Annotated in this window: 28 protein-coding genes and 1 pseudogene; 21 read left to right on the plus strand and 8 right to left on the minus strand. The window is 72.2% G+C overall.

All coding sequences use genetic code 11. The annotated features are described in order from the left end of the window. Positions 1 to 492 precede the first annotated feature (492 nt). Entirely contained in the window at positions 493 to 909 is a 417-nt protein-coding gene (locus tag ACFXOZ_RS33225; protein ID WP_380397197.1) for a DUF3592 domain-containing protein, read from the plus strand. A gap of 6 nt (positions 910 to 915) precedes the next feature. Here the strand turns inward: ACFXOZ_RS33225 and ACFXOZ_RS33230 are convergent, their stop codons facing one another. Continuing rightward, positions 916 to 1119, minus strand: coding sequence for a hypothetical protein (locus ACFXOZ_RS33230; RefSeq protein WP_375891691.1), 204 nt, complete (start codon positions 1117 to 1119; stop codon positions 916 to 918). 173 nt (positions 1120 to 1292) lie between these two features. Here ACFXOZ_RS33230 and ACFXOZ_RS33235 point away from each other — a divergent pair, with 173 nt between their 5' ends. The 12 genes and pseudogenes from ACFXOZ_RS33235 (at position 1293) to tgmC (ending at position 7753) form a co-directional block, all read left to right on the plus strand. Then, positions 1293 to 2117 carry a helix-turn-helix domain-containing protein gene (locus tag ACFXOZ_RS33235; protein WP_380397193.1) on the plus strand — a complete coding sequence of 275 codons (825 nt, stop codon included), beginning with the start codon at positions 1293 to 1295 and terminating at the stop codon, positions 2115 to 2117. Then, positions 2114 to 2326, plus strand: a complete 213-nt coding sequence (locus ACFXOZ_RS33240; protein ID WP_380593659.1) for a DUF397 domain-containing protein — start codon at positions 2114 to 2116, stop codon at positions 2324 to 2326. The genes ACFXOZ_RS33235 and ACFXOZ_RS33240 overlap by 4 nt, the downstream gene beginning before the upstream one ends. Positions 2327 to 2503: 177 nt before the next feature. Beyond that, complete coding sequence (locus ACFXOZ_RS33245) at positions 2504 to 2707, plus strand: DUF397 domain-containing protein (protein WP_380593660.1); 204 nt, start codon at positions 2504 to 2506, stop codon at positions 2705 to 2707. Between the two features lie 225 nt (positions 2708 to 2932). Then, positions 2933 to 3244: a hypothetical protein gene (locus ACFXOZ_RS33250; protein ID WP_380593661.1), complete on the plus strand. Its 312-nt coding sequence runs from the start codon at positions 2933 to 2935 to the stop codon at positions 3242 to 3244. Next, positions 3168 to 3698 carry a DUF6879 family protein gene (locus ACFXOZ_RS33255; RefSeq protein ID WP_380593662.1) on the plus strand — a complete coding sequence of 177 codons (531 nt, stop codon included), beginning with the start codon at positions 3168 to 3170 and terminating at the stop codon, positions 3696 to 3698. The genes ACFXOZ_RS33250 and ACFXOZ_RS33255 overlap by 77 nt, the downstream gene beginning before the upstream one ends. Before the next feature lie 34 nt (positions 3699 to 3732). After that, positions 3733 to 3942, plus strand: a pseudogene (locus ACFXOZ_RS33260) (helix-turn-helix domain-containing protein); the annotation flags it as partial. 48 nt (positions 3943 to 3990) lie between these two features. Beyond that, the gene (locus ACFXOZ_RS33265; protein ID WP_380593681.1) at positions 3991 to 4581 is read left to right on the plus strand and encodes a DUF5753 domain-containing protein; all 591 of its coding nucleotides are present in this window, start codon (positions 3991 to 3993) and stop codon (positions 4579 to 4581) included. 99 nt (positions 4582 to 4680) lie between these two features. Beyond that, positions 4681 to 5109 carry a hypothetical protein gene (locus ACFXOZ_RS33270; RefSeq protein ID WP_380593663.1) on the plus strand — a complete coding sequence of 143 codons (429 nt, stop codon included), beginning with the start codon at positions 4681 to 4683 and terminating at the stop codon, positions 5107 to 5109. Then, on the plus strand, positions 5106 to 5297 hold the full coding sequence (locus ACFXOZ_RS33275) for a hypothetical protein (RefSeq protein WP_375897222.1): 192 nt from the start codon (positions 5106 to 5108) through the stop codon (positions 5295 to 5297). The genes ACFXOZ_RS33270 and ACFXOZ_RS33275 overlap by 4 nt, the downstream gene beginning before the upstream one ends. Positions 5298 to 5346: 49 nt before the next feature. Continuing rightward, positions 5347 to 5610 (plus strand): putative ATP-grasp-modified RiPP, encoded by a 264-nt coding sequence (tgmA, locus tag ACFXOZ_RS33280; RefSeq protein ID WP_380593664.1) that lies wholly within the window; start codon positions 5347 to 5349, stop codon positions 5608 to 5610. Next, the gene (gene tgmB / locus ACFXOZ_RS33285; protein ID WP_380593665.1) at positions 5610 to 6581 is read left to right on the plus strand and encodes an ATP-grasp ribosomal peptide maturase; all 972 of its coding nucleotides are present in this window, start codon (positions 5610 to 5612) and stop codon (positions 6579 to 6581) included. The genes tgmA and tgmB overlap by 1 nt, the downstream gene beginning before the upstream one ends. After that, positions 6578 to 7753 carry an ATP-grasp peptide maturase system methyltransferase gene (gene tgmC, locus ACFXOZ_RS33290; RefSeq protein WP_380593666.1) on the plus strand — a complete coding sequence of 392 codons (1176 nt, stop codon included), beginning with the start codon at positions 6578 to 6580 and terminating at the stop codon, positions 7751 to 7753. Before tgmB ends, tgmC begins: the two co-directional genes overlap by 4 nt. 41 nt (positions 7754 to 7794) lie before the next feature. Here the strand turns inward: tgmC and ACFXOZ_RS33295 are convergent, their stop codons facing one another. Then, the gene (locus ACFXOZ_RS33295; RefSeq protein ID WP_380593667.1) at positions 7795 to 8469 is read right to left on the minus strand and encodes a GPP34 family phosphoprotein; all 675 of its coding nucleotides are present in this window, start codon (positions 8467 to 8469) and stop codon (positions 7795 to 7797) included. A 54-nt stretch (positions 8470 to 8523) separates the two neighbouring features. Continuing rightward, positions 8524 to 9048 carry a hypothetical protein gene (locus tag ACFXOZ_RS33300; protein ID WP_380522711.1) on the minus strand — a complete coding sequence of 175 codons (525 nt, stop codon included), beginning with the start codon at positions 9046 to 9048 and terminating at the stop codon, positions 8524 to 8526. A gap of 391 nt (positions 9049 to 9439) precedes the next feature. On the opposite strand from ACFXOZ_RS33300, the gene ACFXOZ_RS33305 reads away from it, so the two are divergent. Next, positions 9440 to 10651, plus strand: a complete 1212-nt coding sequence (locus ACFXOZ_RS33305; RefSeq protein WP_380593668.1) for an alkaline phosphatase family protein — start codon at positions 9440 to 9442, stop codon at positions 10649 to 10651. Between the two features lie 165 nt (positions 10652 to 10816). On the opposite strand, the gene ACFXOZ_RS33310 is transcribed toward ACFXOZ_RS33305, so the two are convergent. The 3 genes from ACFXOZ_RS33310 to ACFXOZ_RS33320 all read right to left on the minus strand — a co-directional run bounded on the left by ACFXOZ_RS33310 (position 10817) and on the right by ACFXOZ_RS33320 (position 12687). Continuing rightward, a complete protein-coding gene (locus tag ACFXOZ_RS33310) occupies positions 10817 to 11413 on the minus strand; it encodes a GNAT family N-acetyltransferase (RefSeq protein ID WP_380522729.1) in 597 nt (198 codons plus the stop codon). A gap of 296 nt (positions 11414 to 11709) precedes the next feature. Continuing rightward, positions 11710 to 12126: a hypothetical protein gene (locus ACFXOZ_RS33315; protein ID WP_380593669.1), complete on the minus strand. Its 417-nt coding sequence runs from the start codon at positions 12124 to 12126 to the stop codon at positions 11710 to 11712. 3 nt (positions 12127 to 12129) lie between these two features. Continuing rightward, the gene (locus ACFXOZ_RS33320; protein ID WP_375884449.1) at positions 12130 to 12687 is read right to left on the minus strand and encodes a universal stress protein; all 558 of its coding nucleotides are present in this window, start codon (positions 12685 to 12687) and stop codon (positions 12130 to 12132) included. 236 nt (positions 12688 to 12923) lie between these two features. Here ACFXOZ_RS33320 and ACFXOZ_RS33325 point away from each other — a divergent pair, with 236 nt between their 5' ends. From ACFXOZ_RS33325 to ACFXOZ_RS33355, 7 genes are all read left to right on the plus strand, one after another. After that, a complete protein-coding gene (locus ACFXOZ_RS33325) occupies positions 12924 to 13217 on the plus strand; it encodes a hypothetical protein (protein ID WP_380593670.1) in 294 nt (97 codons plus the stop codon). A 61-nt stretch (positions 13218 to 13278) separates the two neighbouring features. Continuing rightward, complete coding sequence (locus ACFXOZ_RS33330; RefSeq protein ID WP_375884444.1) at positions 13279 to 13626, plus strand: GntR family transcriptional regulator; 348 nt, start codon at positions 13279 to 13281, stop codon at positions 13624 to 13626. Beyond that, complete coding sequence (locus tag ACFXOZ_RS33335) at positions 13623 to 14627, plus strand: DUF1648 domain-containing protein (protein ID WP_380593671.1); 1005 nt, start codon at positions 13623 to 13625, stop codon at positions 14625 to 14627. The genes ACFXOZ_RS33330 and ACFXOZ_RS33335 overlap by 4 nt, the downstream gene beginning before the upstream one ends. A gap of 167 nt (positions 14628 to 14794) precedes the next feature. Further along, a complete protein-coding gene (locus ACFXOZ_RS33340) occupies positions 14795 to 16534 on the plus strand; it encodes an ABC transporter permease (protein WP_380593672.1) in 1740 nt (579 codons plus the stop codon). A 14-nt stretch (positions 16535 to 16548) separates the two neighbouring features. Further along, complete coding sequence (locus ACFXOZ_RS33345; RefSeq protein WP_380593673.1) at positions 16549 to 17868, plus strand: nitrate/sulfonate/bicarbonate ABC transporter ATP-binding protein; 1320 nt, start codon at positions 16549 to 16551, stop codon at positions 17866 to 17868. Positions 17869 to 18056: 188 nt separating this feature from the next. Continuing rightward, positions 18057 to 18809 carry a hypothetical protein gene (locus ACFXOZ_RS33350; protein ID WP_380522719.1) on the plus strand — a complete coding sequence of 251 codons (753 nt, stop codon included), beginning with the start codon at positions 18057 to 18059 and terminating at the stop codon, positions 18807 to 18809. A 75-nt stretch (positions 18810 to 18884) separates the two neighbouring features. After that, positions 18885 to 19724: an SAM-dependent methyltransferase gene (locus ACFXOZ_RS33355; RefSeq protein ID WP_375884430.1), complete on the plus strand. Its 840-nt coding sequence runs from the start codon at positions 18885 to 18887 to the stop codon at positions 19722 to 19724. Positions 19725 to 19745: 21 nt separating this feature from the next. Here the strand turns inward: ACFXOZ_RS33355 and ACFXOZ_RS33360 are convergent, their stop codons facing one another. Together ACFXOZ_RS33360 and ACFXOZ_RS33365 are read right to left on the minus strand one after the other, a co-directional pair. Beyond that, complete coding sequence (locus ACFXOZ_RS33360; protein WP_375884428.1) at positions 19746 to 20408, minus strand: response regulator; 663 nt, start codon at positions 20406 to 20408, stop codon at positions 19746 to 19748. Continuing rightward, complete coding sequence (locus tag ACFXOZ_RS33365; RefSeq protein WP_380593674.1) at positions 20405 to 21601, minus strand: sensor histidine kinase; 1197 nt, start codon at positions 21599 to 21601, stop codon at positions 20405 to 20407. Before ACFXOZ_RS33365 ends, ACFXOZ_RS33360 begins: the two co-directional genes overlap by 4 nt. Positions 21602 to 21680 lie beyond the last annotated feature (79 nt).

The raw sequence follows: 21680 nt of genomic DNA on the forward strand, positions 1-21680 counted from the left end.
GGGCCCGGCCGCTACGGGATCCTGGAACCGAGTCCGTGCCGCGCCAGTGAAAGCCGGACAGTTGGGGGGATTCCCCTACCGAACACCCTCTCAGGGCCACCAGCACTTCGCCCGGACCGTCCAGCGGAATGGGCACCGTCACCTTGCCGACGGCCCCGACCGGGCTCTGCCGGGCGTCATCGGCCGGGAACGTACGCGCATGCGCCACCGGCGCCTCCGGTCATCAGGTCCGCCGCACCCGGGCCGTGCACAGCCGCCCGGCGGCCGAGCACCCTGAGAAGCCCGGGCCGCCGACCGTGTCACGCACCGGGAACACCTGCGGCATCCGCCGACGGCAGTGATGCCTCGACGCCTTCCACGGTACTCCGGCCGCAGGCCCGCAGTGGACTGAACCATTCCTGGGGGTCAGGACCGCCCGCCCTCGGCGATACTGGGAGTTCGGGGAGTCTCGGGGCTGGCATTCGGGCTGGTATTTGGGCTGGGAGGCGTGCGGTGGGCGGGACGGCCGGGTTCGCCGTGGTGGTGTTCGGGGCGCTGGGCGGCGTGGTCGCCTACCTCGCCGGAGTGGTCGGGCTGCGCGAACTGCGTCGGCTGCGCCGGGTCGGGGTGCCGGTCCCGGCCCTGGTACGGTCCCGCGTCGCGACGCCGGAGGACCGGGCGCTGCCGCCGCGGCCGCTGCTCCAGTTCGAGACCGCGGACGGCCGGGTGGTCGAGGTGTTCTCCCCCGTCCCGTCCACCGCCCGCCACCCCCTGCCCGACGGCGGCTACATTCCGGTGCGCTACGACCCAGCAGACCCCCGGCAGGTCCTGGTGGACGGGCGGGAGCGGGTACGGCTGGAGTACGGCTTTGTCGCGCTGGGCCTGCTGATGGTGCTGGCCTCGATCACCCTCGGTGCCGCTGTGCTCTGAGCTCGGTCACCGCGCCCACGACCGGATGACAGCTCCCCGTCTGGCCTGCCGCGCCCGCTCCGCCCGGAGCGCGCGTCGCCTCGCGCGCAGCCGACGCGAAACCGGCCGCTGGCTGATGTGGACGAACCACCAGTCGCCCGGCTGGTAGCGGAGAAAGATCCACACCCGGTAGATCCGCCCACCGAGGCGGGATTCGATGAAGTCGTCCATGTCAGCCTGCTTTCGCCCAGGTTGGCCACGCCCCGGGACCGTGCAAGCGGTCGCCGGGTTCTTCCGTCACTCCACCACAAACGCGCTACCCTGGAGTGACTTGACTATGAGTCAGTCAAGTCCGGCGATGCGCCCATCACATGCGTGTGCTGCACAAGTGGGAGGTCAGACGGGTGACCAGGGACGAACGACCCGAGTACTTGACTCCGCTGCAGCGTTTCGGCCATGAAGTCAGAGAGGTCCGACGCGGTCGCAATATCACACAAAAAGGCCTAGGAATGGCGACCGGCTATTCCGAGGGGTACGTCAGCAAGGTCGAGAAGGGCACCATGATGCCCTCGGAGAGATTCGCTCAGAAGTGCGATCTCGTATTTCAGACTCACGGCCTCTTCACTCGCCTCCGCGAGGGGATCGCAGAGAGCGAAAGTCCCCCGTGGTTCGTTCCTTACCTCCAGCTGGAATGGACCTCGGCCGGGATCTTCGACTTCTCGGCCACCAGCATCATGGGAATCTTCCAGACCGAGGACTACGCACGAGCCATCTTCCGCGCGGGGCACCCGCGCGAGTCGCCAGAGGTGGTACACGGCAAGGTGGTGGCCCGCATGGCTCGTCGAAAGCTTCTGGAGAAGCCGGATCCCCCCATGTTGTGGGTGGTCCTCCACGAGGCGTGCCTGCGAACCCTGGTGGGCGGCCGGTCGGTCATGGCAGCACAACTGGAGCACCTCCTGCGGTCCGCGGAGTCCCCGGCCGTCGACTTTCAGGTGATCCCGTTCTCTGCGGGAGCAGTTGCCGCCCACACGACCCCGTTCACGCTGCTCACCTTCGAGTCAGCACCCACCGTGCTGTACGCGGGCGACCCGCAGGGCGGGAAGATGTATCGGTCAAGCGAGCTGGTCACCAGGTTCTCGCAGAACTGCGACAGGCTGCGCGCCCACGCACTGGCCCCTGACGACTCGTTGACCCTCATCGACCAGGTACGTAAGGAGCATCTGCTATGAGCCGGCTACGCCATCACATAGGCACCCACTGGGAGAAGTCGTCCTACAGCGGCTCGGACGGCGGACAGTGCCTCGAATTCTCACGGACCGCCGCCGCACACGGCCTCGTTCCCGTCCGCGACTCCAAGGACCCCGAAGGACCGTCGCTGCTCTTCTCCGCCGACGCCTGGACCGCGTTCGTCACCGGAATCAAGGCCGGGAACTTCTGACAGTGAAGCTCCGGGCTCGCCCCGCCGGGCGGCGGGGCGAGCCCGGCACGTCAGCCCCTGGGCGCGATGGTGGTCGGGTGACCCAGGCCTTGCCGCCTCGATCTCGGTTCGGGCGGCAGCACGTCATCCGAACGAATCACTCGCGATGATGCGAGGAATCATGAAGGAGTTCGACCAGTGAGCGCGGCGCCAACTATAGCCTGGGAAAAGTCCAGCTACAGCAACGGCAGCGGTGGGGAGTGCATCGAATTCTCCCGCTCTTTCGCCGCCTCCAGCCTGATTCCCGTACGTGACTCGAAGGATCCGAACGGGCCCTCCTTGATCTTCTCCGCCGACGCCTGGGCGGGGTTCGTCGCCGGGGTCAAGGCGGGGGACTTCTGACCCCATGACCGCCGGGGTCCGCCCCGCCGAGCAGCGGGGCGGACCAAGTGCAACAACCCTCCTTCCCAGACAAGTTGGCCGACTCCGCGACGCTCAAGCCCCTCGACCGAACCGACCGAGGCTCACCAAGTTGACCAAAACGCTGACAGCCACTACACGTACGCAACACGATGAGAGCGTGTAGCCACGCAAGATCCCGCAAGCGGCATGACAGGAGAAGTGGCCATGAGCCTAGAGTTCTTCGGGATCGACCCTGACACCGAGAAGGAGGGCTCTCCCACCGTGTGGGCGGACCTGGCTCAGCGTCGGCTCGTCATCCAGAGCTACACCCTCATCGGGGACGACTTCGCCGAGGTCAACGAGACCGAGTGGGTTGCCGGTCACAGGGTCGGCGTGCCATTCCACGAGTCCGTCATCAGCATCCCCGAGAGCATGATCCCGTTCATCAGGAAGGCCTGCGATGCAATCGAACGTGCCCGACTTCGAGACCCTGCTCAGGGAGACGACGAAGTCGGCCGTACACCTGGAGATGCGTGACGCCTACGGCGTCGGCGATGAGTCGTCGGGCTTCGCGCGCTGGCTTCGCACCGGGGAACGCGACAACAACCCGAATTCGGACTACTGGCGTGACTGGGTGGAGATGATCCGGGCCACGGTTGACCGTGGCGTGGTCATTCGGCGCGCGCGCATCGTCTCGGAGCCGGTGACCGACTATATCCGGTACGAGCACGGCGGCACGAACGTCAACCTTGCATCCGGCGAACTGGTGCGCTGGCTCCCGCGCCGACTGGCATCCGACATCGCACTGCCGGGTAACGACTTCTGGGTGTTCGACGGCAAGCTAGTCCAGTTCAACTATTTCACCGGGGCGGGTGACTGGGCTCAGCCTCCCAAGGAACTCCGGACCGAGCCTCAGGTGGTGCGACTGTGCGCCACCGCCTTTGAGGCCGTGTGGGACCGGGCCATCCCGCACGAGAAGTTCTCTGTCTGACCGTCCACACCACGAAATACCGGGCTACCTGCATATGTCGCCAGCCTCTGCGTCGTCCAGTGCCCAAGCTGCACGCAAGGCGGTCGCTGATCGTCTCCGGAACCTCCGCCTGGATGCTCAGCTCAACGGCCGGCAGCTGTCGGCACTCTGCGGGTGGCACCCGGCCAAGACCTCCCGCATCCAGGACGCCAGGATTGCACCGTCCGAGGCAGACATCCGGGCGTGGTGCGCCGCTTGCGGCGCCGAGGATCAGGTAGCCGACCTGATCGCCGCATCCCGCTCTGTCGAGTCCATGTACATCGAGTGGAAGCGGTTGAAGTCAGCCGGCCTTCGGAGTCTCCAAGAGTCCTACGCTGCTCTGTACGCGGAGACGCAGCTGTTCCGGTTCTACACGTCGGACGTGATCCCCGGTGTCCTCCAGACGTCCGCCTACGTGCGAGCGATCATGTCTCGGTCGGCCGGAAGCCGTTCCGAAGAGGACATGGAACAAGCCGTCGCAACGAAGATGGAGCGGGCCGGCATCATCCACCGTGGCCTGCACCGCTTCCTGTTCGTCCTTGAGGAGTCGGTACTGAGGTACCAACTCGGCGACGCAGAAGCCATGGCCGGCCAGCTTGGTCACCTCCTCACCGTGATCTCCCTGCCCCGTGTCAGTCTGGGAGTGATCCCGTTCGCCGCCCGCCGGACCCTGTGGCCCGTGGAGTCCTTCCGGGTCCACGACGAAGCCCGCGTACAAGTCGAACTTGTGACCGCCGCAGTCAATGTGACCACACCAAGCGAGGTGCGCCAGTACTTGGACATCTTCGCTGAGCTGCAAGCCCTGGCCGTGTACGGCGTCAAGGCAAGGACCTTGATCGCCGACGCCATCGCCTCTCTTGGGTGACGTCGCGCAACAAACAGCAATCTCGTTGAGTGTCTGGTTCCAGCCCTCCTACGGTCTCCTCACGCCCCACCGGACCTAGTGAAGGAGAGCGGGCCCACGATGAGTGCTGCCGCAAAGCGCGACCTCCCGAAGCGTCTCCAGAAACTCCCCGCCGAGGACGACGACGGCCCGCTCGTGGCTGAGCTGGTGTCGGCGCCGACGACCAGGCCGCCGAAGTTCCACGTCGTGGTCTACCTGGCCAAGCCGGGAACGGCCTTCCCCGAGCGGGAGATGCGCGACTGCGAGAAGTACGCGGACACCTTCGGCTGGGGCATCACGCTCACCGTCGTGGACGAGCACGCGAACGACAGGAGCCCGGAGGAGCGGCCGTTGCTCAAGGCCGCGTTGCAGAACCTCAAGGACCGGAAGGCCGGCGCGATCCTCGTCCCGAGCCGGGCGACGATCACCCCCATCGACGGGGAGTACAACGAGTTCGCCGGGGCGGTTGAGAAGGCCGGCGGGTTCATCCAGGTGGCGGCCCGGAGATGAGCCGGTACACCATCGTCCCCGCCGACTCCCCGGCCGGCACCAGTTTCCCGGTCTGGGCCGTCCAGGACCACAGGACCAACCGCCTGGTGCAAGCCCTCCCGCCCCGTCCCGAGCCGCTGCACTTCTACTCGTACGACTCGGCGCGGATCTGGACCCAGAAGAACGACGTCGACTGGGACGCCGCCTGATGCCTCCCATTCCGGTGAACATCCCACCATCGCACTACGAGGAGACCTCGTGACCATCACCGAAACGCAGCCCACCACCGCCGTCCGGCCGTGGGGTGCCGGCCGCCTCTCGCCCTACCCGACCACTACCCGGCTCCCGTACACCTCGGTCAGCATCGACGGGCGGACGCAGCTCGGCGTGTTCCGTGACCGATCCGGTCTGGTGGTCGAGATGGGCAAGCACGGCACCGGCACGGGAACCGAGACCAACACCACCACGAACTCGGACTCGCAGAACGACCAGGGCCACGACCAGGACAGTGCCAAAGACTGATGCCGACGACCGAGGAGAGGCCGGTTCTCGTGGTCACGGAAGCGGAGGACGTCACCGCTGACATGGTGATCGCAGAGCTGAACCGGCGTGATGTGCCGGTGGTCAGGTTCAACCCCGCCGACATTGGTGCGGGGCTCACGGTCTCGGCTCGGTTCGGTACCTGCCCGGCCCCCGTGGCCGGGCAGGTTCGTACCCCGTCGAGGATCGCTGACCTGGCCCACGTTCGGGCGGTGTACTGGCGCCGCCCTGTCTGGCCCGACTTCCACAACTCGGGTCTGGGCGACGACGACGCCCGCTTCGCCGCGGCTCAGGTTCGCTACGGGCTCGCAGGTATCCTGTACGCCTTGGACGGGCCGCTGTGGGTGAACCACCCCGTGAACGATGCGGCGGCCGACTACAAGCCCGCCCAACTCGCGCTCGCACAACGGCTCGGCCTGTCCGTTCCAGCGACGATCGTGACCAACGACCCGGACGAGGCACGGCAGTTCATCACGGCTCACGACCAGGTGATCTTCAAGACGCTGCGGTGGACTCCGTACGAGCGCGACGGCGTGCAGCTCACCGGGTGGGCGGAGCCGGCTTCCGCAGCCGAGCATGACGAGAGCGTGCGGGTGACGCCGCACCTCTTCCAGGCCCGCATCGACAAGGCCGCCGACATTCGCGTGCTGGTCGTCGGTCGGCGCACGTTCGCCGTCCGGATCGACTGTGACCTCCTGGACTGGCGCAGGGACTACTCCGCCCTTTCGTACACGGTGGTGGACCTGCCTGGCCGCCTGGACAAGGCACTTCACGACATCCTGGACCAACTCGGTCTCGTCTCCGGGTCGTTCGACCTCGCTGTCGACCGAGCCGGCGACTACTGGTGGCTGGAGCTGAATCCCAACGGCCAATGGGGCTGGCTGGAGCAGAAGACCGGCCTGGAGATGTCCGCCGCATTCGCTGATTTGCTGACACGAGGGAAGACGGCATGACCGACACCGCAACCTACCGGCGCGCCCTCGCCGACCGGCTTGAGGAGGCCGGCGTCCTGCGGACTCCGGAGTGGCGCGCCGCCGTCGAGGCGATCCCGCGCGAGGAGTTCCTCACTCCCGGGGTCTTCCTCCCGGAGGACGGCGGCCGGTGGCGGCCCGCCACCGCAGCGCGTACCGCGCCGACCGCCTGGGCGGAGATCGCCTACAGCGACGAGTCGTTGACCACCCAGCTCGACGGGCACCTGACCGCTGACCAGGCCCTCGGCCTCGTGACGGGCTCGCCCACGTCCTCGTCCACCATGCCCGCCACCGTGGTCGGCATGATCGAGCACCTGGACGTCACGGCCGGGCACCAGGTGCTGGAGATCGGCACCGGCACGGGATACTCCTCCGCGCTGATGTGCCACCGCCTGGGCGAGGACAACGTCACAACGGTCGAGGTGGATCCGGACGTCGCGGCGCGCGCCGACGCGGCGTTGGAAGCGGTCGGCTTCTCGACCTGGACCGTCGTCGGGGACGGGCTCCTCGGGCATCCTCGCCGCGCTCCCTATGACCGCGTGATCGCCACCTGCGCCGTCAACCGCATCCCGTACACCTGGATTCGCCAGACCAGGCCGGGCGGGATCGTCCTGGCGACGGTCGGCTCCTGGGGGTACGGGACCGGCCTGGCGAAGGTCGTGGTCAACGGCGACGGAACCGCTGAGGGCCGGATCGTCGACCGCTCCTCGTTCATGCAGGCGCGATCGCAGGCCGCCGCGCCGATCGCCGGCGACCTGTCCGCCCGCACCGCCTTTCCCGAGAGCGAGCGGCCCGCCAAGGTGCCGCCGACGATCCTCGGCGAGTGGATGCCGGCCTTCCTCGCCCAACTCGCCGCGCCCGGAGCCCAGTTCGTCCAGGCCACGGCGGCCGACGGCGCACAGCTCCTGTACCTCTTCGACCCAACGCGTGAGTCCTTCGCCGAGTTCATCCACGAAGGCGGGGCGTGGACGGTGCGCCAGGGTGGTCCCGTCACCCTGTGGGACGTCGTCGAGCGGGCTCTTCTCGCCTGGCGGGGCGCCGGTGGTCCGGACATCACCGCCGTACGGATCCACATCACCAGCAGGGCACACCGTTACTGGATCGGCGACGACGGCGCCCTCCGGTGGGAGCACCGCCTCGACCGCCCCGCTTGAGCCTGGGCGCGGGCCCGGCGGGCCCCGCGGGCCCGGTGTTCTCAGGCCGTCGCGGCGGTCGCGGCGGTGGTCGCGGCGATCACGGCGGCCATCATGAGCTGCATGTTCTTGATCGCCTCGCGGACGGAGTCGCCCGCCCAGTCGCCCGCGGCGATCTCGGCGAAGCGCGGCTCGACCTGCTTGCGCGGCAGGTCGGGGAAGGCCAGCCGGTGCAGCTTGGCCGAGTGCAGCAGGGCGATCAGGGCGGCGGTGCGCAGCTCCGGTTCGGCGCCGTCCAGGACGACGGCGGTCAGGCGCTCGCGCAGGGCGCGCTCCACGCTGCCGTCGGCCTCCGGGTAGTGCCGGACGGGGAAGATGCCGAGGACGCGGTGCCGCTCCTCGGTGACCAGGCCGCGCTCGCAGAGGCGCAGTTCGGTGTCCCGGAGCACGGTGGAGCGGTCCTTGGTGAGCCAGTCCGCGGCCTTGGCCTTGCCCGGTCGCTTGGTGCCGACCCACTCGTCGAGGCGCTCCAGTCGGCCGTCCAGCAGCGGGTCACCGGTCGGAGTGCGGTCGACCACGGCGAGTCGGCCGTCGGCCACGTCGACCCGCCCGGCCAGCACCAGTTCGGCCAACAGGCCGCCCGCGGCGGCCCAGGCGGTGTTCACGCCCTCCTTCGGGGCGCCGGTCCGGTCGTCCAGCGAGAGCAGCACCAGTTCCTCGGCGAGGGTGACGTGCATCGGGGGTCCTTCCTCTGTCATCGCCCGTCGGCCCTCAGCGGCGCGGAGCGGCTCTCATGATCGCAGGGCCTCGACCAGGCGCCGGGCCCGGGTGTCCTCCGCCAGCAGCACCCTCAGCAGCGGCTCGGCGCCGCCGTCCGCCGCGCCGCCGGACAGGTAGGCCTCGACCGAGCGCGGGTCGGCGGGGAGCGTCACCTGTCCGGCGTCGAGGGCGGCGTGGGCCCGGGCGTAGTCGAGGCCGAGCCCGGCGAGCAGCTCACCGGCGTTCGCCTCGGGCGCCAACTCCGGCTCCTTCCCGGCCACTTCGTGGAGCGCGAGAAGGGCCAGCAGGACGTGCTCGGTGCCGGGCGTGCGGCGGCCGAGGCGCTCGGCCTGGGCGTCCGCCTCCAGACGGATCCAGGCCGAGCGCCCGGCGGATCCGGGCGGCAGCAGTCGCTTCCAGCGCGGGGCCCGGTGGGCGCGGCGGGCGAGCAGCGCCTCCCGGGTGGGGCGGAGCAGGGCGGCGGAAGCGCCGTCCGGCCCGTCGGCGCCGGTCCCGCCCTGCGGCTGCCGTTTCGACTCCAGCTCGGACGTCTCCATCGAACCCCTCCCACGGATGCGGCTTTGCCTGAACGATACGCCTACTTTGCTTGTTCTTTGCTATTTTCCGCACGTCAAGAAGGCGTCAGGATCGACCCGGCACGGAGCAGTGCACCGCCGCACCGAAGGCGATCTTCCCCGCCCGATCGAAAGTCATTCCTATGATCGTCATACCCTGCCCGGTGCACCGGCAGACGGAAGGCCCGGGTGCGCCGCGTTGTTGCTACCGGGTGGACCCGGACCTCCGGAAGGGGTGAACTCCCTTGACCGACACCATCCCCGGCCCCGAGCGCGCGCCCGGGGCGGAATCGCCGTTGGACGCCTACTCCCGGATCGTCACGTCCGTGGCCGCCGCCATGACGCCGAGGCCCTCGCCGACCCCGGCGCCGTCATGGCCTGCTTCACCGCCGACCAGCTCCCCGTCCTCAGCACCCTGGCCCGCGAGTTCGCCGTCTGCGACCGCTGGTTCTCCGCCCTGCCCGGGCCGACCTGGCCCAACCGCTTCTTCCTGCACGCGGCGAGCTCCGCCGGCCTCGACCACAGCCCCGACCCGGTCGACACCGTCCGGTCCAAGCTGAGCGGCTACACCTTCGAACACGGGACGCTCTACGAGGCCCTGGACGGCAAGGGCCTCCCGTGGCGCGTCTACGCCGGGGACGCGCTCCCCCAGGTCAGCGCGCTCGCCGGGATGGACCTGCCGACGACGGTGGAGCACTACCACCACCTCGACGACCTGGCGGAGCACCTCCAGGACCCCGCGTACCCGGCCGCCTACACCTTCATCGAGCCGAACTACGGCCACGTCCTCACCCACGGCGGCGACTTCCGCTGCGGCAACAGCCAGCACCCGCTCGACGACGTGACCGACGGCGAGGCGCTGATCAAGTCCGTCTACGAGGGGCTGCGGCGCTCGCCGCTCTGGGAGTCCAGCCTGCTCGTCATCACCTACGACGAGCACGGCGGCTTCTACGACCACGTGCCGCCGCCCGCGGCCGTCCCGCCGGGCGACCGCACCGACCCGGAACACAGCGCCCACGGCTTCCGCTTCGACCGGCTCGGCGTCCGGGTGCCCACCGTCGTCGTCTCCCCGTGGATCCCGGCCGCCGCGCCCGCCGGCACGGACAGCAGCACGGACGGCGGCACGGGCAGTGGCACGGACGGCGGCACGGACGGGCGGAACTGCAACCTGATCGACCACACCCAGTACGACCACGGCTCGCTGCTCGCCACCGTCGAGCGACTGTTCGGACTGGCCCCGCTCACCGACCGCGACGCCCGGGCGAACGACTTCCTCCACCTGCTCTCCGCCGACGCCCCGCGCGAGGCGCCCCGCACCCTGCCCGACCCGGCCGAGTCGGGCGTCTCCTGGAAGGCGGAGGCCGCCGGGCCGGCCGATCCCGGCCGGCCCGTCACGGCGACGCTGCGCGGGTTCGTCGAGACGGCCGCGATCCAGGAGGCGCGCCTGCACCCGCAGGAACACGACCGGATCCGCCAGCGGGCCGCCGGGATCGCCACGGTGGCCGACGCCGAGCAGTACCTCTCGGACATCACCGCACAACTCGGTCGGGCCGGGCTGCGCATCGCCAGGCCGCCGCAGGGCTGACCTAGGGCCTGTCCGGCGGATCTTGCCAGGCGCGCGACGCCGGGCATCCCGCCTGGACGCACGCCCGAATCGCCCAAGTACGTCCAGTACGAGGCCGACTCGGGCGCACGCCCAGCCGGGCGCCCAACGCCGCGCGCTGATCTGCCAAGATCCGCCGGACAGGCCCTAGACGCGCGGCGCGCGGCGCATCGTCCACAGGGGCGGGCCGTCGGCCGGCAGCCGGACCTCCTCCAGCACCTCGAAGCCGAAGTGCCGGTAGACGGCGAGGTTCTCCCGCTTCGAGGACTCCAGGTGGACCGGCAGCCCTGCCGCGTCCGCCCGGGCCAGACCGGCGCGGAGCAGTTCGGCGCCCCGGCCCCGGCCCTGGGCGGCGGGGTCCGTGCCGAGCACCGCCAGGTACCAGTGGGCCTCCTGGGGCGCGTTCGCGGCGGCCGCCTCGACGCAGTCCCGGAACCAGTCGGCCCGGTCGCCGAGCAGGGCGGCCAGCGCGCGGACCGTCCCCTCGTCCGGCACGGCCTTCTCCTGCGCCTCCGGCGCGACCCAGAACGCGGCCGCCTGCCCGGTGCGCTCGCACACCCCGTACGGCAGGTACTGCCGGGTGAGCAGCGTGGTGAAGTAGCCGGCCAGTGCGGCCGGGCGGGTGGCCTCCTCGGGGAAGAACCAGCGCATCATCGGGTCGTCGCCGAAGGCCCGGGCCAGCAGCCGGGCCGTCGCCCCGACGTCCTCGCCCGTCACGCTCCTCGGCCGGTCCGCGTTCGTCATCCGCATACGGACATCCTCCGCGTCCTTGCCCTCGGCCACCAGGGTGGGGGCACCAACTCGGCCACGGCGCGCAGCACATGACGGAACGGGAGCGGTGCGCGGGAGGGGCGGTGGAGTGGCCGCTGCGGGCGGCGGGCCCGCGGTCCGAACGTCGGCCACTCCACCGCGGGGCACCGGGGCGCCCCGTCCTTCACCTGTCCTCCACCGGTCGCCGCGGGCTCCGGAGTACCGGCCGGGGCCCGGGGGTTCGGCGGCAGCCCGGCCCCGGGGAGGGGGTGGGCCGTCCACGGGGCGCCTCAGACCGTACGGTCCGGGCGCAGCAGTGCCACCCGGACCCTGCGGCGGGGCAGCGCCGCGGGCAGCGGGAGCAGCAGGGCCGCGGCGGTGAACGCCGCGTAGTGCCAGGTCTCGGGCCAGGTGCCGGACCAGCCGAGCTCGCCGTGCCGGTGCTCGGCGAAGGCGTTGCAGCACAGCCAGGCGGCCAGGCCGACCAGCGGCGCGGCCCACGGGCGGGAGAAGTGTCCGACCAGGACGCACAGCGCCAGGTAGGCGGCGAGCGCGGGCGTTCCGGAGTGCAGGGCGCCGGCCCGGCCGAGGGCGAGCGCGAGCAGCCCGCCGCCGAGCAGGGCGGTGGTGCCGGAGGTGCCGGGCGGGAGCCGGTCCAGCACCGGCCGGTAGCGGCTGCCGCCGGGGCGCGCCGAGTACATCCGCACCCGTCACCGGCCCTTCGCCGCGAGCGGTTCGGGCGCCGGGGCGACCGGCAGGTGCCAGCGGGTGCGGCGGTGGAGCGCCTCCAGGTCGTGCAGCAGCTCGGGCACCGGGACGACGAGGACGGGGCAGCCGGCCCGGCGGGCGCAGTACGCGGACACCGACCGCCGCAGCCGGCGGCGCAGCGGGCCGCCGCTGCGGCCGAGCACCAGCAGGTCGTCCGGCCGGTCGGCGACGTGCGCCAGGGCGGGGCCGCTCTCGCCGCGGATCACCACGGGCTGCATCGGCACGTCGGGGCCGTCCGCGCCGAAGGCCGCCTCCAGGGCTTCGTCCAGGCGCCGCTCGGCGGCCTCCCGTACGGCGGCGAGCAGCTGCGGGCAGGGCGAGCGGCGGTAGCCGTGTTCGCCGCCCGGCGGCTCCCAGGCGAGCACCGGCCACAGCACCGCACCGCGGTCGCGGGCCTCGGCCAGGCCGCGGTGGAGCGCGGCCAGACTGCCCAGTGACCCGCTGACCCCGACCACCACCCTGGGTGCCGTGCCGTCCTGGTGCCGTCCGTCGCCGTGCATGATCCGTCCTCGTGTGGTTCGGTCCTCCGTCGCTCCCCACCCAATCGCCTCCCGGCCGCCCGCCCGGCGCCCATTGACGCCTCCCTGACGCCCCGGACGGCGTTCCGTACGGACTCCATACACGGATCGGCGCTCCCCGCCACACGGATCGGCGCTCCCCACCGTCCGGTGCGCCCTCCGGGGGCAACCCGGTCCTTCCCGGCGAGGCGCGCCGCTCGAACGGTTATGCATCCGGCATGACCATCACTCTTCGCGCCGTCCTCGGCCTCCCGCTGATGACCGCCGCCGCCCTGGCCCTGACCGCCGTTCCGGCCGCCGCCGCCACCGGGGACCTGGCCATCAACGGCACCATCCAGACCGATCCCTCCGGCTGCTACGCCCTGGACGAGGGCGGCAGCATCATCGACAACCTCACCGACCGGGCGGTGGAGATCCACTCCGGCGCGGACTGCGGCGGGGAGGTCCTCGACACCGTCGCGGCCGGCGACGACACCCGGGTCACCGGCGCGCAGAGCCTCTACGTCCCCTGAACCGTCCGTCCCTGCGCGGTCGGTGGCACCATGACCGAATGGTGCTATCGTCACTAGCACCATGTTGCTGAAGCTGGACCTTGGCGACGCCCGCCCCCTGCACGAGCAGGTGGCGGGCGCGATCAGACGGGCCGTCGCGGAGGGCGAGTGCGCCCCGGGCGACAAGCTGCCGCCCGCCCGGGAGCTGTCCCGGGCCCTCGGCGTGAACACCAACACCGTGCTGCGCGGGCTGCGCGCCCTGCGCGACGAGGGGGTGCTGGAGTTCCGCCGGGGCCGGGGCATCACGGTCGCCACGGATGCCGACACCCGTAGCGAACTGGTCGAGCGGGTACGGCAGTTGGTCGCGGACGCGGCCGAGGCCGGCTACAGCAGGAACGATCTCGTGGATCTGATCAGGGGGATGTCGTGAAGGACGAAGCAGCCGCCGGGGAACCCGCCCCGGACCGGCCGGTGCGCCGGACGGCGCTGTGGGGGGCCGGGGTCTGGATCCTCGGCGTGACGGCTCTGCTGGTGGCACTGCCGCTGACCGCCCGGGACCGGCTGCCGGAGCAGGTGGCCACGCACTGGAGCGGCAGCCGGCCGGACGGCTCGATGCCGCTGACGGCCGCGGCACTGTTCCCGGCCGTCGTCTGGCTGCTGGTCGCGGCCGGTCTGGCCACCGCGCTGCGCTTCCGGCCCGGCCCCGCCCGCGGCGCCGCCGCTCCGGTGCTGGCCGCCACCGGGGTGCTGCTGAGCGGGGCGCAGGCCTCCGTCGTGCGCGCCAACCTGGACCGGGCCCGCTGGCAGGACGCCGCGCCGATGGGCATCGAGGTGCTCCTGATCGCTCTCGCGGCGGGCCTGGCGGGCGTGCTGGCCTGGCTGGCGACCCGGCCGGCCGCCGACGGGCCCGCCCGGCCCGGCGCCCCGGTGCTGGAACTCCGGGCCGGTGAGCGGCTGGTGTGGCTGTCCCGGGCCTCCAACCACTGGATGCAGGTGGTCGCCGCCCTGATGGGCCTGCTCACGGCGGCAGGCCTGCTGCTCGCCGCGGCCGGGCGCACCGAGTCCGTGGACTGGGCGTCGGTGGTCCTCTTCGGCCTCGGCGCCCTCGCCCTGCTGCTCTGCTCCTCGGTCCGGGTCCGGGTGGGCGACGACGGCCTGCACGTCGGCTTCGGCCCGTTCGGCCTGCCCGCCCGGCACCTCGCCCCCGAGGACATCGCCTCCGCCCGGGTCGGCCGGCTCAACGCCCGTCAGGCCGGCGGCTGGGGCTTCCGGGTCTTCCGCGGGGGCACCAGCGTCTTCCTGCGCTCCGGCGAGTGCCTGGTGGTCCGCACCAGGCGCGGGACGGACTTCGTGATCAGCGTCGACGACGCCGAGCGCGGCGCGGCCCTGCTCAACGCACTCGTCGAACGGGCCGGCGCCCCGACCGGCTGACCCCGCCCGACGCGGCCCGCTGAGCCCCGCGCCCGACCCGCGCCCGGCCCGCCACCCCTGAGCAGCGCTCCGGTGGCGGGCCGGTCCGTCCGCCGCGAGGCTGGTGCGCGGTCGGACCGGCGCGGTCGGCCCCGGCAGGGCGGACGAGCGGACGGACGGTGGTAGGGGTGACCGGCGGCGACGGCGGTTTCCCCTCCCGCGGGGTGTGGCGCCGCCCCGGACTGCGCTGGGTGGACGTCCTGGTCGCCGCCGCCCTGGTGGCCGGGCTGTACGGGCTGCTGCGGCTCGCCCCCTCGCTCGACGCCCCGTTCCTGCCCGACCAGGCCCCCGCCACCGTCTCCACCGACCCCGCCCAGCTGCCCTTCTACGCGGTGCGCTCGCTGCTGCGGATGTTCGTCGCCCTGATCGCCTCGGTGCTGTTCACCTTCGTCTACGCGACCGCCGCGGCCCGGATGCGGCGGGCCGAGAAGGTGCTGCTGCCGGTCCTCGACATCCTCCAGTCGGTGCCGATCCTCGGCTTCCTGTCGATCACCGTCACCGCCTTCATCAACCTCTTCCCCGGCTCCACCCTCGGCCTCGAATGCGCGTCGGTCTTCGCCATCTTCACCTCGATGGCCTGGAACATGACCTTCGCGTTCTACTACTCCCTGGTCAGCCAGCCGGGCGAACTGGACGAGGCGGCCCGGGTGATGCGGCTGACCAAGTGGCAGCGGTTCTGGCGCCTGGACGTGCCCAGCGGCATGATCCCGCTGGTCTGGAACGGGATGATGAGCTTCGGCGGGGCCTGGTTCTTCCTGGCCGCCTCCGAGTCGATCAGCGTGCTCAACCACCGCTACGCGCTGCCCGGCATCGGCTCCTACGCGGCCACCGCCATCGGCAACGGCGACCTGGGCCAGGTCGGCATCGCGATCGGCGTGATGGTCGTGATGGTGATCGGCGTCAACGTGCTGTTCTGGCGGCCGATGACGGCCTGGTCCGAACGCTTCCGGGTGGAGGAGTCGGAGGCCGCCGACCGGCCGCGCAGCCTCGTCCTGGACCTGCTGCGCCGCTCCAGCCTGCCGGAGCTGGCCGCCCGCCCGCTGCGGCCGGTCGGGCTCGCGCTGGACCGGGCCACCCGGGTGTTCGGCCTCGCCGAGCACCCGCTCGCCCGGCCCGCCTCCCGGGAGCGCACCGGGGACGTGTTCTTCGCCGGGGCGGTGGCCGCCGTGGTGGTCCTCGGCGCCTGGAAGGCCTTCGACTACGTCCGCACCACCGTCGGCCTGGGCGAGTTCGGCCACGCCTTCGCGCTCGGCGCGGCCACCTTCGGACGGGTGCTGGTGCTGCTCGTGGCGGCCACCGCCGTCTGGGTGCCGGTCGGGGTGTGGATCGGCATGAACCCGAAGGTCACCCGCTTCGCCCAGCCGGTGGTGCAGGTGCTGGCCAGCTTCCCGGCGAACTTCCTGTTCCCCTTCGCCACCGCCGCGTTCGTCGCCCTCGGCATCTCGCTGAACCTCGGCTCGGTGCTGCTGATGGCGCTCGGCGCCCAGTGGTACATCCTGTTCAACGTGATCGCCGGGGCCTCCGCGATCCCCAGCGACCTGCGCGAGGCGATGACCGGCTTCCAGGTCCGGGGCGGGCTGCGCTGGCGGGCCTTCGTCCTGCCGGCGGTCTTCCCGTACTACGTCACCGGCGGCATCACCGCGGCCGGCGGCGCCTGGAACGCCTCGATCGTCGCCGAGGTGGTCGACTACGGCGCGCACCACCTGACCGCCACCGGGCTCGGCTCGTACATCGCCGACGCCACCGGCACCGGCGACTTCCCCAGGATCCTGGTCGGGGTGAGCGTGATGAGCTGCTACGTCGTCGCGCTCAACCGGCTGCTGTGGCGCCGGCTCTACCGGCTCTCCGAGACCCGCTACGCCCTCTGAGGAGACTCCGCACGATGACCGCCGCCCCCGCCCGCGCCACGATCGTCGAGGCTTCCGCCGTCACCAAGACCTTCACCACCCCGGACGGACGGGCCCTGCCGGTGCTCGACGACATCGGCCTGCACCTGGCCGAGGGCGAGATCGTCGCCCTGCTCGGCAAGTCCGGCTCCGGCAAGTCCACCCTGCTGCGCTGCCTGGCCGGGCTGATCGCGCCCTCCTCCGGGACGGTCACCTACCGGGGCACCCCGCTGCGGGCCGCCAGCCCGGGGGTGGCCATGGTGTTCCAGTCCTTCGCCCTGCTGCCCTGGCTGACCGTCCAGCAGAACGTCGAACTCAGCCTCCAGGCACGCGGGGTGGGCGAGGAGGAGCGGCGCGAGCGGGCGCTGCGGGCGATCGACCTGATCGGCCTGGACGGCTTCGAGGGCGCCTACCCCAAGGAGCTGTCCGGCGGGATGCGCCAGCGGGTCGGCTTCGCCCGGGCCCTGGTGGTCGAACCGGACGCGCTGTTCATGGACGAGCCGTTCTCCGCCCTGGACGTGCTGACCGCCGAGAACCTGCGCAACGAACTGGTCGGCCTGTGGGAGGGCCGCGGGGCCCCGGTCAAGTCCATCCTGATCGTCACCCACAACATCGAGGAGGCGGTGCTGCTGGCCGACCGGATCCTCGTGCTGTCCTCCAACCCCGGCCGGATCCGCTCCGAGCTGACCGTCGACCTGCCCCGCCCGCGCGACCGCCGCACCCCCCAGTTCGAGGCCCTGGTCGACACCGTCTACGGCATCCTCACCGGCCGCGAGGAGCAGCCCGCCACCGAACCCGCCGCCCGACCGGCCGTCACCCCGATCACCACCCCGCTGCCGCCCGCCACCGTCGGCGGGCTGGCCGGCCTGCTGGAGATCCTGCTGGCCATGGGCGGTGAGGAGGGCCTGGCCGAGATCGCCGACGAGCTCAACTTCGAGGTCGACGACCTGCTCCCGCTGGTCGACGCCGCCGTCCTGCTCGACCTCGCCGGCACCACCGACGGCCGCTTCGCCATCACGGCCGCCGGCCGCGAGTTCGCCGCCGCCGACATCCTCACCAGGAAGCAGCTGTTCGCCCGCCAGGCCGCCCGCCGGGCGCCGCTGGTGCGCGCCGTCGTCCAGGCCCTGGCCGCCACCCGGGACCACAAGCTCCGCGAGGACCTCTTCCTCGACCTGCTGCGGTCCGGCTACGACACCGCGGACGCCCGGCGCCAGTTGGAGACCGCCATCGACTGGGGCCGCTACGGCGAGCTCTACGACTACGACGCGGACGACGCCGAGTTCCGCCTCGAACCCGGCGCCGAGGCGGCGCTGTAGACCGAGGCGGCGCTGTCGGCCGAGGCGGCGCTTTCGGCCGAGGCGGCGCTTTCGGCCGAGGCCTCCTGGTGGACTGACGCCGCGTGGTGGAGAAGCGCCAAACCACCCGATTCGGTGGTGGGTCGATCTCCGGTTGCGGGTACACCAGTTGACGGCCAACCATCGCGCTCACCAGCGAGGAGGCATCCGTGACCGACGACCGGAGTGCCGCGAACACCGTCGCATCCCCCGAGTCCCGACAACAGACCGTCCAGGACGAACGGACCATCACCTTCCTGCGCTTCGGCGTCGGCGCGATCGGCGTGCTGCTGCCACCGGCCCTGCCCCTGGGCAACTGGCTGGCGGACGAGCTCACCGGGCGGGCCACGGACGGCTTCTGGCCCGCGTCGATGAGCGCCGCCTACTACGGCGGCACCCGGAACGTCTTCGTGGGCGCCCTGTGCGCGCTCGGGGTGTTCCTGATCTGCTACCGGCTGGACCGGCGGGACGACCGGTGGAGCACGGCCGCCGGGGTGTTCGCGCTCGGCGTCGCGCTGTGTCCGACCGCGCCGTCGGACCCGACCGGGTTGCAGCGCACGGTCGGGGTGTTCCATCTGGCCTTCGCCGGGCTGCTGTTCGTGATGCTGGCGCTGTTCTGCCTGTACTCCTTCCGCAATCCGCGCTCGGCGCAGCCCGCCCGGGTGGCGACGGCGTACCTGGCGGCGGGGGTGCTGATCCTGGTCGCCCTGCTGGCGGCGGTGGTGACGGGGCTGTCCGGGTTCGGCTCCGACTGGGCGGTGCGGCCGGTCTACCTGTGCGAGTGGGTGGCGACCTGGGCGTTCGGTGCGGCCTGGATCGGTGCGGCGGTGGAGCTGGCGGCCGGGCGGGACGGCCGGGCGGGGGCGCTGCCCCGGCAGGCGGTGGGGCTGGAGGCGCGCAGTCCGGAGGCGCCCCTGGCCTGAGCCCTCGTCATACCGTCACACCGGCGAACCGTTACCATGCGCACCAAGACCGGCCGCCCTGGCGCCCGGTGACGGATGCCCGAAGCAACGGGGAGCGAGAGCGTGACGGACGAGCACTACCCCTCGATCGACCTGCGGATGGACGTGCCGCACTCCGCGCGGGTCTACGACTACCTCATCGGCGGGAAGACCAACTTCGAGGCGGACCGGGCCGCCGCGCACGCCTCCGTCCAGGCCTGGCCGGCGCTGCCGACGTCCATGCGGACCACCCGCGCCTTCATGCAGCGCTCGGTGCGCCACCTCACCGAGCAGTACGGGGTGCGGCAGTTCCTGGACATCGGCACCGGCATCCCCACCTCGCCCAACGTGCACGAGATCGCCCAGGCGATCGCCCCCGAGGCCCGGGTCGGCTACGTCGACAACGACCCGATCGTGCTGACCCACGCGCGCGCCCTGATGGACAGCACGCCCCAGGGGCGCACCTGTTACGTGGACGCCGACTTCCGGAACCCGGAGTCGATCATCGAGGACCCCCGGCTGCGCGAGGTGCTCGACCTCTCGCAGCCGGTGGCGCTCTCGCTGATCGCCATCGTCCACTTCGTGCTGGACGAGGACGACCCGCAGGGCATCGTCCGCCGGTTCATGGACGCGCTGGCGCCCGGCAGCTTCCTCGCCCTCACCGTGTTCACCGGCGACACCGACCCGGTCGGGGTGGGCGGGGTCGGCCGGGAGTACAACGCCCGGGGCATCCCGCTGCAGATCCGCGACCGGGCCGAGACCGAGGCCTTCTTCGACGGCTACCGGCTGCTCGACCCGGGCGTCACCCTGGTCCACCACTGGCGGCCGGACCCGCACGCCCCGGCGGTCCGCGACCGGGACATCGCGATGTACGCGGGCGTGGCGGTCAAGGACTGAGCCCCGGAAGGGCGGGTCCGGTCAGCCGGGGACGGTGACCAGGCCCGCCTCGTAGGCCAGGATGACCAGGTGGACCCGGTCGCGGGCGTCCAGCTTGGCGAGCAGCCGGGTCATGTAGGTCTTCACCGTGGCGATGCTGAGCACCAGTTCGGCGGCGATCTCGGTGTTGGACAGGCCCCGGCCGACCAGGGTGAGGATCTCCCGCTCCCGCTCGGTGATCGCCTCCAGCCGCCGCGCGGCGGCGGCCGGTGCGGGCTTCGGCTGCTGGGCCGCGAACGCCCCGATCAGCCGCCGGGTGACGCTCGGGGCGATCAGCGCCTCCCCCGCGGCCACCACCCGCACCGCGGCGAGGATGTCGTCCAGCGCCATGTCCTTGACCAGGAAGCCGGAGGCCCCGGCGCGCAGCGCCGCGTACACGTGCTCGTCCTCGTCGAAGGTGGTCAGCACCACCACCTTCGTCGGCCCGCCCGCCGCGGTCACCCGCCGGGTCGCCTCGATGCCGTCGGTGCCCGGCATGCGGATGTCCATCACCACGACGTCCGGCCGCAGTTCGGCGGCCAGCCGGACGGCCTCGGCGCCGTCGCCCGCCTCGCCGACCACCTCGACGTCCGTCGTCTCGGTGATCACCATCTCCAACGCGGCCCGCACCAGCGGCTGGTCGTCGGCCAGCACCACCCGGATCACGCGGTCACCCCCTCGGGGAGCGGGACCGGCAGCCGGGCGGCGACCCGGAAGCCGCCGTCCGGGCGCGGCCCGGCCTCGAACTCGCCGTGCAGCAGGGCGACCCGCTCGCGCAGCCCGGCCAGGCCGAAGCCGCTGCCGGGCGCGTCGCCGTGGCCCCGGCCCCGGTCGGTGACCTCCACCCGGAGCTCCTCGGCCCGGCTGCGGTCGACGGTCACCAGGCACTCGGCGGCCCGCGCGTGCCGCACCACGTTGGTCACCGACTCCTGGATGATCCGGAACGCCGAGAGGTCGATCTCCGGTGGCAGCGGCCCCGGTTCGCCCGTGCGCCGCACCTCCACCCGCACCCCGGCCGCGGTGGTGGCCGCGGCCAGCCGGTCGAGGTCGGCCAGGCCCGCCGGGACGGTGTCGGACACCTCGCCGTCGGCCTGGCGCAGCGCGACCAGCATCCGGCGCAGGGCGGCGAGGGTCTCCCGGCCGGCCGCCTCGATCTCGCCCAGGGCCTGCTTGGCCCGCTCCGGCCGGCGGTCGATCACCCGGCGGGCCGCACCGGCCTGGAGGGCCACGATGCCCATGCTGTGCGCGACGGTGTCGTGCATCTCCCGGGCGATCCGCAGCCGTTCGGCGGTCACCGCCTCGGCGGCCACCCGGCTGCTCAAGGTCTCGGCGTGCTCCCGGTTCTGCCGCACCGAGCGCCCGGCCAGCCAGGCGACCAGGGCGAGCAGCGCGGCGCCGTCCGCCTCGCCGATGTGGGTGCCGGTGAAGATGCCGACGGTGTTGCCGTGGACCAGGCCCATGTGCAGCACCAGGAAGACCGCCGCCAGTGCGAAGGCGGCGCGCGAACTGCGGCGCGGGCAGCGGGCGGTGATCAGGAACAGTGCGACGTACACCGCCAGCAGTGCGGCCGGGGAGACCTGGGCCTGGGCCGAGAAGCCGTCGGTCTCCATCCAGGTGGCGAACAGCAGCAGGGCGACCGAGAGCACCGGCAGCCGACGCACCAGCGCCGCGCCGAGGAAGGCCACCGCCGTGTCGCCCAGGGTGAAGGCCAGGCCGCCGTGCAGGGCGGCGCCCCGATGCAGCCGGGCGGTGCCGCCGAGCAGCACGGCGGGGTAGGCGGCGGCCACGCACCAGGCGAGGGCGACCCAGGCCTCGGGCGGGACGCGCCGCAGCAGCGGGGGCGTCGGTGTGGTGGGCATGGCCCAAGATCGTAACGACGGGTGCGGGCGCCGTCATCCAGCCCTGGTTGTACGACCGGGGCCGACCTGCGGTGTCGAC

This window comes from Kitasatospora sp. NPDC059160, from assembly GCF_042755465.1.
Lineage (GTDB): Bacteria > Actinomycetota > Actinomycetes > Streptomycetales > Streptomycetaceae > Kitasatospora.